We start from the raw sequence: 15,017 nt of genomic DNA on the forward strand, positions 1-15,017 counted from the left end.
TGCTTTCTGACAAACCGCTGAATAAGGAAAACTATCCCTCTACTAAGTCTGTTTCTTTCATTATAGACGAATCTCCGCTCTCAGAAAAGTCTATAGGTAACCAAATCGTGAATATAGAACCTTCATTCACCCGAGTAACGACTTCAACAGACCCATTATGCTCATCCAAAATCCACTTTGCAATCGATAAACCAAGACCCGTGCCAACTGTTACTCCACGTGATTCATCAGCTCTGTAGAAGCGGTCAAAAATATGTGGAATCTCTTTTGGGTCCATGCCAATGCCTGTGTCCTTAATAATCCACCCAATGTGATCGTCATTTCGAATAGAACTAAGTTCCACATAGCCGCTTGGCGTGTATTTAAACGCATTTTCGATAAAAATAAATAGCAGTTGCTGTAAATAATTGTGACTTCCATTCACATGGAACCCTTCAAGCATAGTTAAATCACCTTCTCGCCATTCCGCGGTACGAGGTAACAATTGAGCTCTGCGCACAACCTCCTCTGTCAAAGAATACAGATCAAGTCGTTGCTTTTCCATCGTATGCCCCGCATCAGCACGAGCAAGTGAAAGTAAATCACCCACTAAGCTGCTCATTCGTTTCGCTTCTGCCGAAATATCTGACATTGCCTCGTTCGACAAATTCCAATGGTCAGCATTTAGAATCAATCCTTCTGTGCCGCCCGAAGGGAGGTTAGATGGCTCAGCCCTGCTCCACATCTTCTCCAGCAAATCAATGTTGCCTCTAATTGTCGTAAGTGGCGTACGCAGTTCATGTGAAGCATCAGATACGAACCTTCTCTGTGCCATATACGCTTCATCAAGCTCATTATATGCTTTTTCCAGCCTTGAGAGCATAGAGTTGAGCGTATTCACTAACAATCCGATCTCATCCTTAGGACCTTCCAAAGGAATTCGCACACTAAGATCTGATCCCTTCTCGATCTGTTGTGTTGCCCGTATAACTCGACCAATGGGACGTAAAGCTTGACGTGCAATTACGAGCCCAACCGTAAAGGCGATTAAAACGACAACCAATGAAGAGAAAATAAGTGTTGTGCGTAGTCCACCCAAAAACTTTTCTTCCGTGTATGCAATGGCCCCAACCTGTAACAATCCAACTAGCTCATTTTCGATTGTAAGTGGCCTCTGGTAAGTGACCATAGAATATTTTGACTTCCCAATACTTAGTGGTATCTGTACAAAATCATCTTGGGGGTTAGTAGATGCCTTTGGGAAAGGAATTACGATATCTTGCTTCTTTAAATTGCTAGATTGGCGAATATCTCCTTCCCGGTAATTAACTAACTGTATATATATATCTTTATCTTCAATTCGTTGATCAATATCGAGATTTAGCGTATTAAAATAGTACTGTGCATTAATTCCCAGATTATCACTTTGCCTTTTTACTTGTTCTCGAAGATCATCGTACATCGTCCAATTAATAAATGAATACACAATTATCCCGAATACGAGCAGCGTTACCGCAAGCAGGCCTGAATACCATAATGTTAGACGAAGCCGAATAGACATTCCTTATCCCGCCTCTCCTCTGAGCACATAACCTGTACCACGAACAGTCTGAATGACTCGTTTGCCACCGCCATCCTCAAGCTTCTGGCGCAACATTGCAATATATACCTCAAGAACATTAGATTCTCCGCTAAAATCGTAACCCCATATTCTCTCCATAATCGCGTCTCGCGTCAAAACACGACGAGGATTTTGCATAAATAGAAGCATCAAATCATATTCTTTGCTCGTAAGCTCGATTCGTCTGCCAAAGCGGACAGCTTCCCTCGCATCCATATCCAGAACCAAATCATCGAATGACAATTGATTGCTTGTATCTTCAAGCTTGTCCGATTTTCTGCGAAGCAATGCCCGTACTCTAGCAAGCAGTTCCTCTAGTGCAAAAGGTTTTACGACGTAATCATCAGAACCAAGGTCAAGTCCCTTCACACGATCAATGACATCATCCTTGGCAGTCAGCATCATAATCGGAACGGAGCTGCCGCTCTCTCTCACTCTACGACAAACTTCCCATCCGTCAATCTGAGGCATCATGACATCTAATATTAGTAAGTCAGGCTCTATATTGAGCAGCACCTTTAATCCCTCAACACCGTTAGAGGCTGTAGTCACCTCATACCCCTCAAAAGCTAAGCTGCGGCGCAGCATTGAAATAATTTTTTCATCATCGTCTACTACCACGATATGTGCTCTCAACAAATATCCTCCTCTTCGTTACAAAAAAGCGCAGAGACAACAAACTCTGCGCTTTTTTTAAGCATGAATTAATGACTCAGCTTATTCAAGTCCAAACACGTTCCTGTCGCCGATTTCGACTTCAATATTTATCTCTTTTCCTTGACGGAAAATGTTAAACTCGACCTTCTCGCCGACCTTTTTAGATTGAATTTCTTTAATAAGTGACTCACTTGTAGTGAACTTTTTGCCGCCAAGACCAAGAATAACATCATAAGCCTTTAAATCAGCGAGATAAGCTGGAGAGTTATAGTATACGCTTTTCACAATTGACCCTTCTACCTTCTCTAGACCAAGTTGCTTCGCATATTCCTCTGTCATATTTATTAGTTCAGCACCAATAAATGGTGCAGGCTCTTTCGGAACCTCTTTGTTCGACTTAAGATTATCAAGCACTCCAAGAATAGTACTCGTTGGAATTGCAAAGCCGATACCTTGAGCCTGTGCACTTACAGCGGTATTCATACCAATAACTTCACCATTCACATTAAGCAATGGACCACCGGAGTTACCTGGATTAATGGAGGCATCCGTCTGTAATAAATGTTTGTAATTCCGTTCGCCATTCGCATCTTGAATATCGATTGGACGTTCCTTGGCACTAAGCACACCTGCCGTAATCGTGTGATCGAATCCGTATGGATTACCGATCGCTATTACCCAATCGCCAATGTTTATTTTGTCAGAGTCACCTAACGGAAGCGTCGGGAAAGGCTTATCTCCTTTAATCTTCACAACAGCTAGATCAAGCTCATAGCTGGAACCAAGTAGTTCAGCCGTAAATGGCTTGTCATACCCCTGAACCGTAATTTTAATTTCTGCTGCATCTCCAATGACGTGCTGATTGGTTAAAATGTAACCTTCCTGATCAAAGAAAAATCCAGTTCCAGCGCCTACTTGCTGCATCTGGCCTCCCTGTTCTTGCTCTGGTTGTGTTCTTTCAGGGCCGTTGCCACCGAAAAACTGACGGAAAAATGGATCATCTAAAATACTGCCGCTGCCGCCACCGTTTGACTGCGTGCTCACAAATGTCTCGATTTTAACTACTGCTGGACTAGCTGTCTCAAATAACTTAGCAATGTTATCGGGACGTCCAACTGCTGTAGTTGCTGATCCACCATTACTAGATGGTGATGTTACAGTGGAACCTGAGCCATTAGAACCCGATTTAGTTGTTTCTACTGCTCCTCCTGATGAGAACCAATTACGTGTGTCAGCACTATACATAAGTCCCCCTACCACGAGCATACCTGCAAGGAATGAGAGGAAAATGGACTTAAATGATGTGCCACGCTTCTCCTTCACTTTCCATCCAGTGTTGCCTGCTGCATGAGTCGTTGTAAACGTTCTAAGTTGCGGTGGCTGCGATCCATTTACAGAACCCTCTGTTGATCCTGAGGCCATATTGCCTTCCTGATGACTAACATGTCCCCTATTCTCATTTGATTTTGGCCCGTATGCATAATAATAAGATGGTTTTGTTTCACTCTCGTTTATTCTATTAGACTCATTCGTTTCATCTGTACGATTTGAATCTTCTGAATTAAAGAAGTCGTCATACCCCTTTTTGTTGTTCTGATCATCCATATACGTTCTCCCCCAATCGGCTAATTCATATTCGCTTTGCATATACATTTATTTGTTAGTTCTATCATGCACATTCTACCTTAAAACAATCTTAATTACACCTGAATCCTAGATAATTTTACACTCGTGAAGTGTCTACTATAAACTTTTTCACTCACCTTTTACAGCCCCAAAATAAACGAAATAGCAAATGGAACATAAATATAAGCTCAATAATATATTAAAATTAATGAATTTATTAGTGCAAAAAATGAAGGAGCTGTCTCAAAAGTATAAATACTTACTTCATGAAACAGCTCGCATGATGAAAAATGGGAGAAAATAAGGAAATGGCGGTGCTAGGGAGGTTATCCCTGCACCGCCATTTCTGGCTTTTGGTCTATTGCCGCCTTCTTGAGCAGATTGTGGGCGAGCGAAAGCCACCCGACCTCAAGGCTTACTTTCGGCAGGCCTCGAAGCAGAAAACGCCGGAATCCCCGGTTGTTTTTCAGTTGTCCAAATACGCTTTCCGGTTCGATCATTCTTCGAACCGACAGCGCATACCCTTCCTCGCTCTTGAGTTTCTCGCGTATTTGTTTCTTGTAACGCAGATACTTCAGGCTCACGCTGATTTCTCGGTTTCCTTTGGCTTTTGTACAAGCCTCTTTGAGCGGACAGCCTTCGCAGTTTTCGCTTCGGTAGTGGCGCTTCCGTAACTCATATCCGCTTTCTGTCGTTTCCTTACTTTCATAGCGAAATAGTAGGTTACGCCCAGCAGCGCACGTCCATATGTCTTCGGCTTCGTCATACTGCCAGTTATCCAACTTACTGATATCTTGCTTCCACTTCTTCGATTTTTCCTTGTGGTATGTGCTGTACTTCACCACTGTTTCTAGTTGTTCGTTTTCCAAGTAAGCGTAATTTTCTTCCCCGCCGTATCCTGCGTCCGCGATAACTGTTTTCGGTATATTTCCCAGAGTTGCTTTTACCTTCTCTAAGTGGGGCTTGAGGCAACGTGTGTCTGTCGGGCGCTGGTGCAAACTGTAGCCGATAATGAACTGGTTTTCCGTTCCGATCTGTACATTGTAGCCAGGTTTGAGCTGGCCATTACGCATGTGATCTTCTTTCATTCGCATGAAAGTAGCGTCGGTATCGGTCTTGCTGAAGCTATTACGATCTCCGAGAATCTCCTGCTGTACTTCGTATTTTTGCAAGCGGGGGAGGAGGTCTTTGCGGATTGCCCGAACTGTTTTTTTCAATGGCTTGTCCTTAGGTTTCTCTTGTAGTTGCTCCTCTAGCTGCTTTACAGCCTCTTCCAGCTTTTCGCTGGTGATCTGTGTGGACTCGCCGAGTTCAGGAAGATCCCATCCGTGATGTTCTTGCTCTTCCTGACGCTCAGATTCTTCAATGGTAGCGAACAAAGTCTGGACTTTCTCCTGCAGCCTCGCCTTCTGTTTCACCACCGCTTTGCCCCAGACAAACGTATAGCGATTGGCGTTAGCTTCAATCTTGGTTCCGTCGACAAAGTAATGTTCAAGCCGCACGTATTTCTCCTCAGCCAGAAATTGTAGAACGGCGGTGAAGACGGTCTCGAGCACCGTCTTCATACGTTCAGAACGGAAACGGTTGATGGTGCGAAAGTCCGGCTGTTGTCTGCCTGCAATCCACATAAACATGACGTTTTCACGGACCGCTTTAGCGATTTGTCGAGACGAGTAGATCCGCTGGGTGTAGGCATAAACAATAACTTTGGTGAGCATTTTGGGGTGGTAGCTATCTCGGCCGCCACCAGGGTATGCGGAGGCAAAGATCCTGTCGCTAAGTCGGTTCACAGCGGCATTTACAATACGCACGAGGTGATTTTGAGGAATGTCATCCTCCAAATCCATTGGCAGGGTAAGTTGGTCCATGGTATATTGAATGTACAAAGAAATCGCTCCTTTTGGAATGGTTGGGTGGTACCTCCATTTTACCAAAAAGCGATTTCTTTTTGTTTATTCAGAACAAAAAAAGCTGTCCCTCAGGTCACTTTATGACCTTTTGGGACAGCCCCTTCATTTTTTTGTATATTGGTCGAATGATTAATGTTCTAAAATGCCATAAGAACTGCATAATTACGAACACGCCTCACACTACAACCTGAAATGGATCGACTATTAGAGAAGTAACGTCAACCACACCAATTATTAATGCTTATAATAGCCCCTAAAAAGAAATCGTTGTTTCAACTTCACGCATCAGTTCTGTTCCTCGTTCTATCCAATGCTGTTCTATATCTGCATCAGGATTTACAGGGGACTGGAACTGATCAAACATAGCTCCTACAACCCTTACAGACGCTTCGGGATCATTGCCTTCGTTATAAAGATGTTTTAATACATATGGCTGCTCAAAACGAATATGAGCAATACTTTCTGACTGCTCACTATCCAAATGACCGTCCGTAACTTGAAAAGGAATTCTTAGCCACACTTTGTTTTCATTATCTAGCGCTCGGTCGAAAGAACCTCTGTTATAATCCCAATTGCCGCCAAGTGTGAACTTATGTAATGCCAAATCTCCTTGTATTTCTGTCAATCTTTTTTGTTTGCCCTCTATATTGGACGAGATGGGAATCATCGTTACAAACCTCCTACTCCTAGCTTATGTTATCTGCTATAGGGTAGTATGCCCGTATCACGCCTCTCTTATGTGCGATTAGCCCAACCTTTGCGATGGGCGAGTACAGCTAGTTGTGTCCGATCGTCCAGCTCGCATTTCATTAGAAGGTTGCTAACATGTGTTTTTACCGTTTTAATACTGATATGAAGTTCATCTGCAATCTCTTTGTTTGACTGTCCGTCAGCGATTAGCAGCAAAACTTCCTTTTCCCGCTCCGTTAATCCTTCGTCACCTGACTGAGCAGTACGTTGTCGTAATCCTCTTGTAAGGGCTTGCGAAACATCTGTCGTCATTACTGGCATACCTTTGTATGCTCCGTTGATAGCGTAAATAAGTTCCTCTGCAGAAACAGTCTTGAGCACATAACTTACTGCTCCAGCTTCAATTGCAGAATATACTTTATCATCTTCAAGAAAACTCGTCAGCATCACGATTTTGATTGCATCATACTTAGCAATAATTGCTCTTGTCGTTTCTATGCCGTCCATCTCAGGCATCATCAAATCCATAAGTATAATATGAGGTCGATCTTCCTCGTTACTTCCATTAAGCCACTTCAACGCCTCATTACCATTGCTTGCTTCAGCTATAACCTCAAACTTAGGCTCTAGCATCAAGTAGGTGCGCAAGCCAATCCTGACCATATCATGATCATCAACAATCATTATTTTTATCGTACCCTGTCCACTCATCGATTCTGCTCTCCTCGATATATCTTAGGTATCGTTACTTTAATTCTTGTCCCACTGCCCACTTTACTTACAATATCAGCTGTTCCACCAAGCTTCTGAGCACGTTCTTGCATCGTAGATAATCCGTAAGATCCTGGCTTAACTGTATCAACCCTAAAGCCCGCTCCATCATCAGCAAGCATCATCACAACCTGACGCTCCGTATCTGCAAGCGTCAGTGTGCAGCTAACTGCCCGCGCATGTTTCACTACATTTGCCATAGCTTCTTGAACGATTAAAAATAGCTGATGCTCCTTAGCCTCACTGAGCTGCTCCGTTAGTCGCCATTCTAGAACACCCTGAAGGCTATTCTGACGACAGAAATCAGGAAACCACTTATCAAGTGCTTCTTGCAGTGTCCTGCCTTCGAGCTCCATCGGTCTTAGCTGAGAAATGAAATTTCGCATTTGTTTCTGAGCTAGATTAGACATTTGTATGAGTTGCTCCAATACGGCGACGGATCGCTCATGATCAACTTGCTGCAGCTTGGGAAGAGATGAAGCACACATATGAATAGCGAATAATTGCTGACTAACCGTATCGTGCAAATCGCGGGCTAACCGTTTCCGCTCTTCCAATACGGCGGCCTCATTTGACGCCGACTCCTGTAGTATATTTTGTTCACCCATTCGCTGTAGTGTCAGCATCTTCTCTTCCATTTGCTCTGCAAGCTCATTGAACTCCCTGTAAACAGGTACAAAGGAATGATGTCCATCATCTGCTATTCGCGCTTCGAAGTTTCCATTTACAGCTTGCTTAAGCGAAAGATGAAGTGTGTCCATCCGACCACCAAACCGTTGTGCCGCCCAATAGCCGAAAGCACCGCTTACAATCAGAACGACCATACCTGACCAAAGCTTGAGTTCCAGCAATCCAGCATGATCCATCATCAAATACCATAGTACGAATGCAAGTAATACGGATACGGTGGAAGCAATAACGAACATACTGATAAGTTCCCATTTCCCACTGCGCAAAAATCGAACCATCATCGCTCTGTTACCCTACCTTCGTTACACGCGTATCGCCGATAAAAGTACTGACGATAAGCTTGATCTTTTTGTCTGAATCCTTATATCTTGGTGACTTTGTGTCTACGCTTGTAAAGATGCCGCCTTCCTTTTGACCTAATATTTTTACATCACCCATAAAAGCGTTGGACACAACACGAACACCTAGCTCATAGTCATTAGGTACATACACTTTTACGTCCCCAAGAAAAGAAGTTATATTAATTTTTGTCTCACCAAAAGGAATCTGAGCCTTCGTTAAATCAAGTACTGTGTCTCCGATAAAATGAGTGATATTAATTGGTTTCAGCTCCCAATGATCATGCCCCATATGGATATCACCAATAAAACCAGAACGATTGATTACACTTGGATCATTTGAATTCCAATACTCAACATGCTCTTTATTACGCTCATCTAAGCGTTGCTTTACTTTACGTCTTTTTTGTTTTCCATATTCTTGCTGCAAGTCCTCGTCATAGGAGTTACTTTTAGTAAACTCATCTGTGAAACTTGAGCCCTCCCTTTCGCTCTCCTCATCTTCATCATGAAAGCTGCTTATTCCATTTGGATCGGGATGTAATGGCGGAGCAGGCGGCACCTCCGATTCGTCTGCATAAGGACGATAGGACTTCCATTCATCTGACGGAGGATCTTGCGGCTTAGAGCGTGGTCTCCAAATCATCCGAAGACCTACAAATATAATAATAAAAGGAATCAGATATGGGATTACATCGCCGATGGACCAAAAAAACAATCCTAAATTATTACCCAAAAAGATACCGCCAATAAAAATCAAAACGACTCCTAACCACCTGGCTCCGATTTTGCGACCGCTCATAAGAAGTTGTGACGCCCCAGAGTATATAAGAATACATGGCCAGAACGTTGAAAACATTTCGCCAATCTCCATCGTTAAAATACCAAGCTGCTTCAGCAAAAAGATTACGCCTACGGTTATGATGATGCTTCCAGTAAAAAATCTGTTTGCGAAATTTCCACCCATACTGCACAACTCCTTATACAATTGCATGTTTGATACTACTAGTATACATAATAACCTTCTTTGACATAAGGGACGACCGATTGAACTTCACCTCAGTCTCTAGACCGAGGTTAAGGAAAATATTCCTAGAACTTACACTATGTTGTTTTAGAGCGATCCCAACAAAAAAGGAGCCATTCGGCTCCTTCTTTGCTATAACATTATTCATGTTGATCAAATCATGTTACTGTTGGTTTTGTTGGTTTTGATTGTTTTGTGATACTTGATTTACTTTTTGATTCGCTGCTTGGTTATTAGCTGCTTGATTGTTTGCTGCGTTGTTCTGGTTGAATTCTTCAGCGAATTCAGCATTGAATTTATTGTTTTGAGCGGCCTTGTTGTTTTTGTTTTTAGCCATTGTATTCACCTCCCCGTCCACCCTTAGTATGGCGAGGTTGGTCTTTCTTATTCAGAGGTCTAAGATTCTAAATAAGACTGTGGAATTGGCTTGCCGACCTCAATTGCACGGTTAATATCATTAAGCCAAGCTTGTGTCAGCTTGCCAGTACCACGTCTGAGTACTTGAACACTGACCGTCTTTTTCCCCCATTGCTGATAAACTTCCTTAATCGTTTTAAAGTAAAGGTCTATTCGGTTTCCTTTTATAGCTGATCCTGTATCTGCTACAACCCCATATCCATAACCAGGAATATACAGCAGTGTTCCAATTGGAAATACTTTTGGATCTGCAGCTATCGTAGAGACTTGATCTCTTCTAACTTTGACACCCGAAAACGTAATTCCGTATCCAGGGTGACCTGGTCGTTTTCCAGTTGACTCCACACCTGCCGTATACCCAGTAGCCACTACTTCGATTTGCTGCGGGGCCGGTTTATTCGTTTGCTTATTACTGTAAGTCGAAGCCTCAGCCAGACTGATCATTGGCATAGATCCAAATACGACAACAGCAGCCAGCAGTGAGATGATCCATGTTCTTGCATATAAAAAAAAGCTTGTAACCATGTGGGCAAACTCCTCCTCAGAAGAATAATGCCCTTATGGTACAAGCTTTATGCGCGGAGCGTTAGCCAGCGCTATTCTTTATCTTCAATTTGTTTCTTAATCAAGCTGATCAGTTCAGCATTAGGGAGGGCACCAATATCACCTTCACCGCGCTTCCTTACGGATACAGCTCCTGCTTGCATTTCATTTTCCCCTACAACAAGCATATACGGCACTTTCTCAAGCTGCGCCTCACGAATTTTGTAGCCAAGTTTTTCATTCCGAAGATCATTTTCTACGCGAATACCCGCTTCTTGCAATTGCTCTGATACTTGTCGAGCATAAGCTTCATAGACAGTTGATACTGGAATTACTTTTGCTTGTACAGGTGACAACCAAAGTGGAAGAGCTCCAGCGAAGTTTTCCAGCAAGAAAGCAGTCATACGCTCCATTGTACTTATAATACCGCGATGGATAACAACTGGACGATGCTTCTTACCATCTTCACCTACATATTCCAATTCAAAGCGCTCAGGAAGCAAGAAGTCAAGCTGTGCAGTGGACAACGTTTCTTCTTTTCCAAGTGCTGTTTTAATTTGAACATCAAGTTTCGGTCCGTAGAAAGCAGCTTCTCCCTCAGCTTCGAAGAATGGCAACTCCAATTCCTCTACTACTTCAAGAAGCATACGCTGGGACATTTCCCACATTTCATCATTTTGGAAATATTTTTCTGTATCTTTAGGATCACGGTATGATAAACGGAAACGATAATCTTTAATGCCAAAATCCTCATAAACTTTGCGAATTAAATTAACAACTCGAGCAAATTCTTCTTTAATCTGATCTGGACGACAGAAAATATGAGCATCGTTAAGTGTCATAGCACGTACACGGTGTAATCCTGTTAACGCCCCTGACATTTCATATCGATGCATCGTACCAAGCTCAGCAATACGAACCGGCAAATCACGGTAACTTCTCATATCGCTTTTAAATACCATCATATGATGTGGACAGTTCATCGGACGAAGAACAAGTTCTTCGTTGTCCATAATCATCTTAGGGAACATATCTTCACTGTAATGCTCCCAGTGTCCGGACGTTTTGTACAACTCTACGTTCGCAAGCACTGGCGTGTACACATGATCATAGCCAAGACGCTCTTCCAGATCGACGATATAGCGTTCCATCGTTCTACGCAGCTTTGAACCATTCGGCAACCAAAGCGGCAAACCTTGGCCAACTTCGCGCGAGAACGTAAACATCTTAAGTTCACGACCTAGCTTACGGTGATCACGCTTTTTTGCTTCCTCAAGGAAGTGTAAATGCTCGTCAAGCTGAGCTTTTTTAGGAAAAGCAGTTCCGTAAATACGTTGCAACATTTTGTTTTTGGAATCTCCACGCCAATAAGCACCAGCAACGCTAAGCAATTTAAACGATTTAATTTTACCTGTGGAAGGAAGATGTGGTCCACGGCACAAATCGAAAAACTCGCCCTGATCGTATAACGTAATCACAGAGTCTTCTGGAAGATCGCGGATCAGTTCCAGCTTTAGATTGTCATCAAGCTCGGTGAAAATGGCAAGAGCCTCATCACGACTTGCTACACGACGACGAATTTCTAAGTTTTCGTTAGTAATTTTCGTCATTTCTTTTTCAATTGCAGTCAAATCTTCAGGTGTCAGCGATTGCTCCATATCGATATCATAATAGAAGCCATCCTCAATTACAGGACCAATACCTAACTTGACGTTACCATAAATACGTTTGATCGCCTGTGCAAGCAAATGCGCTGTACTATGACGATAAACCTCTAGTCCATCAGCGGAATCCACTGTTACTATTTCAATTGCCGCATCGGCATCGATTGGTGTATATACGTCAACGACTTTACCGTCAATTTTGCCGGCAATCGCATTTTTTTTCAAACCTGAGCTAATGGAGCCCGCTACTTCTTCAATTGTTGTTCCAGCAGCGTATTCTCTAACCGCGCCATCTGGAAAAGTTACTTTAACATTCATTTCCTTTCATCCTCCCGTTATCCTCTTACAAGCACAGTCGCAAAAAGCGCACAAAAAAAGCACGCATCCCGCAAAAGGGACGAGTGCTTGCCGACTCGTGGTTCCACCCTACTTTAACTGCGCGAATAAACTTACCCGCATAACAGTCCTCGTAAATATCTGATAACGGAGATTTCCGGTACAGCTTACAACCGCCGCTTGCTCTTAAGAACAACTCAAACGGGTTCATCCGTACAGCTACAAAAGGGGTACACTCGCTTACATATTGGAAGGAAATTTCAGCCTAGTTTCCTCTCTCTGCTCCAAATGTTACTAACGAGCACATGTCTCTTGTCAATGCTGTTCAAACTTATATGTTCATCATTATATCCCTTCATAGCTATAGAGGTCAAGAGTTCCTTCAAGGTTAGGGCTGTACCCATTCATCAAGTGTACTTGTACAAGCAGAACATTGCACACATACTTTAACTCTTCCATCAAATATCGTCTCAATGGTACGTATCACGCTTAGTTCGGGATGGCGAGTATGAACTGTAATCTGTTTTGGAGACAAGGAAATAAGCGAACTAATAACCATATCTTCAATGTTCATCTCTGTTTCCAGCATTTCAGCCACAATTCGATCAGCTGGTGGTTTAGGCTCAATGATCTGGAAACTTTCGTTATAGATTGTAAAGTCATGTCCACCTTTATGAAGCAGATGAACAAACGGCACCTTCGTTTCCTGTAATTGGACAAAATATTTCAACAAGGAAATAAACTCCTGATATTGCTTGTCAAGAACATATTCATCTAGTGCATACTCAACAATTTCGATTAGTTCAGTACGATAAGACAGGAGTCGGAATGTAATAAATCCTTCTATGTTCAATTCTGTCTGTTCGGCTAAATACTTCTCAAGCTCCTCTGATACTTTACCCTTCCGCCTTTTACGGTCTCCTTCATGAAACCGATTGCCAAGTCCATCCCATTCCTTCCCATTTAGAAGCTCATAACAATACCTCTCGATAACTGCAGCTTCCATGGACGGATTTTTACGATACTTTTTCCTAATGATGCTCGCTAACATTTGGGATTCAAGCTCACTGATCACATATTCTGCAATAGCCTCAGCAGCTGATTTGTAGAGCGTTGGTCCATCCCTATGAAGTTGAAATTGTGGTAATTGCGCTTTGCAGCCAATATGCTGTGACTCTATAACGTGATATTCAACGCCCACTGCCGTATTTTTTTTACCAGCAGTCATATGTAAATCAACGTTTGCTTGCTCTGTCAGCAACATCCGTAATTTGTTAATTGATCCTTGAAGATACACAGGTAAAGATATTGTAAACAAGTCCATGCGCTCACCCCTTCCTTCCGTTACAGTATATGGCCTAACGGCGACGTATATACAGGGAAGAGTTTGGGATTCATCTTACAATTATATGGACAATTTATCTGTATGTTTCCACTAAACGTAAAAACGAGCTATTCAGGGACGCATCCCAAATAGCTCGCATAAATATTTATAAAAAGAAATTCACTTTAGTTTTGCATAACGAAATCGAGGTCAGCCTTATCCATTTCTTTATACATTCTCAATATATTATATTTGGTATCACGCTGAGCTGGAATTTTACCAACTTCACGAATGAGTTCAAGTATAAGTTCAATATTTACTTTATGTGTAGTACCAGCAGCGGATACAACATTCTCTTCAATCATAGTACTACCGAAGTCATTGCAGCCGTATGACAGAGACAACTTACCCATCTCTGGACCCATCGTTACCCATGATGATTGGAAGTTTTTTATGTTATCAAGCATAATACGACTAGCTGCTACTATACGCAAATATTCCTCAGGCTTGGCCTTTTCTAGTTTGAGGTTTGTATTATCAGGCTGGAAAGGCCATGAAATAAACGCCATAAAACCAGGCGACGGATACCCATTCGCCTTTACTCTATCTTGCTCATCTCGAATTCGAAGCATATGAAGTGCACGTTCTTCGACAGTCTCACCAAGGCCGTATACCATAGTCGCAGTTGTGTTCATCCCATGACGGTGAGCGGAATTCATAACATCCATCCAATCCGTCCATGAACCTTTCATTCGACTAATCTTGCGTCTAGTGCGATCATCCAATATTTCTGCACCGCCGCCCGGCAATGAGTCGAGTCCAGCTTCATGAAGCTGGGAAACTACCTCATCAAGTGATAAACCGTTCGAAACAACCTTCATCTTCTGAATCTCAGCAGGGGAGAAGGAATGCATTGTTATACTTGGAAATCTTGCCTTAATTTTCTTTAGCAGATCCAGATAATAAGTAAATGGCAGATCCGGGTTCGTGCCGCCCTGCATTAATATTTCTGTGCCGCCCACGTTAACTGTCTCTTGAATTTTATTTAAAATTACATCGTCATCAAGGACATAACCTTCCTTGGAACCAGGCGCTCGGTAAAATGCACAAAACCGGCAATAAACATCGCACACGTTTGTATAGTTCACGTTACGTCCAACAACAAAGGTCGTTATCGGCTCAGGATGATGTTTCAACATAATTTGATTAGCTACATGACCCATTTTCTCAATCTGATCGGAAGCTAGCAGTTCCATACCTTCTTCTAACGCTATCCGCTCGCCTCTTAAGGCTTTATCCAATATTCGGTCTATCGAGCTCATTCGCAAGACCTCCTTAACTTTGTTCTCGAATTAGTTGCAATACTTAATCCTAACATACATCATTCTGACTAGTCATCCTCAAGCTTTGACCCATTATGGCAA

13 protein-coding genes are annotated in these 15,017 nt (G+C 42.6%); all 13 read right to left on the reverse strand.

Features of this window, described 5'->3' with window-relative positions; genetic code table 11:
• Window positions 1-31: 31 nt before the first annotated feature.
• Window positions 32-1,540, reverse strand: coding sequence for a sensor histidine kinase (locus MFF31_RS23465; RefSeq protein ID WP_238191495.1), 1,509 nt, complete (start codon window positions 1,538-1,540; stop codon window positions 32-34).
• A 3-nt stretch (window positions 1,541-1,543) separates the two neighbouring features.
• The gene (locus MFF31_RS23470; RefSeq protein ID WP_238191496.1) at window positions 1,544-2,236 is read right to left on the reverse strand and encodes a response regulator transcription factor; all 693 of its coding nucleotides are present in this window, start codon (window positions 2,234-2,236) and stop codon (window positions 1,544-1,546) included.
• Window positions 2,237-2,317: 81 nt separating this feature from the next.
• Window positions 2,318-3,910, reverse strand: coding sequence for a S1C family serine protease (locus MFF31_RS23475; RefSeq protein ID WP_248565560.1), 1,593 nt, complete (start codon window positions 3,908-3,910; stop codon window positions 2,318-2,320).
• 299 nt (window positions 3,911-4,209) lie between these two features.
• Complete coding sequence (locus MFF31_RS23480; protein WP_238187063.1) at window positions 4,210-5,769, reverse strand: IS1182 family transposase; 1,560 nt, start codon at window positions 5,767-5,769, stop codon at window positions 4,210-4,212.
• Between the two features lie 277 nt (window positions 5,770-6,046).
• Window positions 6,047-6,460 (reverse strand): YugN family protein, encoded by a 414-nt coding sequence (locus MFF31_RS23485; RefSeq protein ID WP_238191499.1) that lies wholly within the window; start codon window positions 6,458-6,460, stop codon window positions 6,047-6,049.
• Window positions 6,461-6,528: 68 nt separating this feature from the next.
• The gene (locus MFF31_RS23490; protein WP_238191501.1) at window positions 6,529-7,194 is read right to left on the reverse strand and encodes a response regulator; all 666 of its coding nucleotides are present in this window, start codon (window positions 7,192-7,194) and stop codon (window positions 6,529-6,531) included.
• Window positions 7,191-8,225, reverse strand: a complete 1,035-nt coding sequence (locus MFF31_RS23495; protein ID WP_238191503.1) for a sensor histidine kinase — start codon at window positions 8,223-8,225, stop codon at window positions 7,191-7,193. Before MFF31_RS23495 ends, MFF31_RS23490 begins: the two co-directional genes overlap by 4 nt.
• A 7-nt stretch (window positions 8,226-8,232) precedes the next feature.
• Window positions 8,233-9,249, reverse strand: coding sequence for a cell wall-active antibiotics response protein LiaF (gene liaF, locus MFF31_RS23500; RefSeq protein ID WP_238191505.1), 1,017 nt, complete (start codon window positions 9,247-9,249; stop codon window positions 8,233-8,235).
• Between the two features lie 223 nt (window positions 9,250-9,472).
• Window positions 9,473-9,646: a hypothetical protein gene (locus MFF31_RS23505; RefSeq protein WP_238191507.1), complete on the reverse strand. Its 174-nt coding sequence runs from the start codon at window positions 9,644-9,646 to the stop codon at window positions 9,473-9,475.
• A gap of 59 nt (window positions 9,647-9,705) precedes the next feature.
• Entirely contained in the window at window positions 9,706-10,251 is a 546-nt protein-coding gene (locus tag MFF31_RS23510; RefSeq protein WP_282570576.1) for a 3D domain-containing protein, read from the reverse strand.
• A gap of 71 nt (window positions 10,252-10,322) precedes the next feature.
• The gene (thrS, locus tag MFF31_RS23515; RefSeq protein WP_238191508.1) at window positions 10,323-12,251 is read right to left on the reverse strand and encodes a threonine--tRNA ligase; all 1,929 of its coding nucleotides are present in this window, start codon (window positions 12,249-12,251) and stop codon (window positions 10,323-10,325) included.
• 406 nt (window positions 12,252-12,657) lie between these two features.
• On the reverse strand, window positions 12,658-13,593 hold the full coding sequence (locus MFF31_RS23520; RefSeq protein ID WP_238191512.1) for a putative sporulation protein YtxC: 936 nt from the start codon (window positions 13,591-13,593) through the stop codon (window positions 12,658-12,660).
• 185 nt (window positions 13,594-13,778) lie between these two features.
• Window positions 13,779-14,915 carry a cyclic dehypoxanthinyl futalosine synthase gene (mqnC, locus tag MFF31_RS23525; protein ID WP_238191514.1) on the reverse strand — a complete coding sequence of 379 codons (1,137 nt, stop codon included), beginning with the start codon at window positions 14,913-14,915 and terminating at the stop codon, window positions 13,779-13,781.
• Window positions 14,916-15,017: the final 102 nt, after the last annotated feature.

Origin of the sequence: Paenibacillus sp. L3-i20 (assembly GCF_022180385.2) — a bacterium.
Classification (GTDB): domain Bacteria; phylum Bacillota; class Bacilli; order Paenibacillales; family Paenibacillaceae; genus Pristimantibacillus.

Excerpts from the sequence above, each read along its gene's own strand:
- MFF31_RS23465 (WP_238191495.1), bottom strand. The coding sequence starts at position 1,540 with ATGTCTATTCGGCTTCGTCTAACATTATGGTATTCAGGCCTGCTTGCG.
- MFF31_RS23475 (WP_248565560.1), bottom strand. The coding sequence starts at position 3,910 with ATGTATATGCAAAGCGAATATGAATTAGCCGATTGGGGGAGAACGTAT.
- MFF31_RS23485 (WP_238191499.1), bottom strand. The coding sequence starts at position 6,460 with ATGATTCCCATCTCGTCCAATATAGAGGGCAAACAAAAAAGATTGACA.
- MFF31_RS23490 (WP_238191501.1), bottom strand. The coding sequence starts at position 7,194 with ATGAGTGGACAGGGTACGATAAAAATAATGATTGTTGATGATCATGAT.
- MFF31_RS23495 (WP_238191503.1), bottom strand. The coding sequence starts at position 8,225 with ATGATGGTTCGATTTTTGCGCAGTGGGAAATGGGAACTTATCAGTATG.
- liaF (WP_238191505.1), bottom strand. The coding sequence starts at position 9,249 with ATGGGTGGAAATTTCGCAAACAGATTTTTTACTGGAAGCATCATCATA.
- MFF31_RS23505 (WP_238191507.1), bottom strand. The coding sequence starts at position 9,646 with ATGGCTAAAAACAAAAACAACAAGGCCGCTCAAAACAATAAATTCAAT.
- MFF31_RS23510 (WP_282570576.1), bottom strand. The coding sequence starts at position 10,251 with ATGGTTACAAGCTTTTTTTTATATGCAAGAACATGGATCATCTCACTG.
- thrS (WP_238191508.1), bottom strand. The coding sequence starts at position 12,251 with ATGAATGTTAAAGTAACTTTTCCAGATGGCGCGGTTAGAGAATACGCT.
- MFF31_RS23520 (WP_238191512.1), bottom strand. The coding sequence starts at position 13,593 with ATGGACTTGTTTACAATATCTTTACCTGTGTATCTTCAAGGATCAATT.
- mqnC (WP_238191514.1), bottom strand. The coding sequence starts at position 14,915 with ATGAGCTCGATAGACCGAATATTGGATAAAGCCTTAAGAGGCGAGCGG.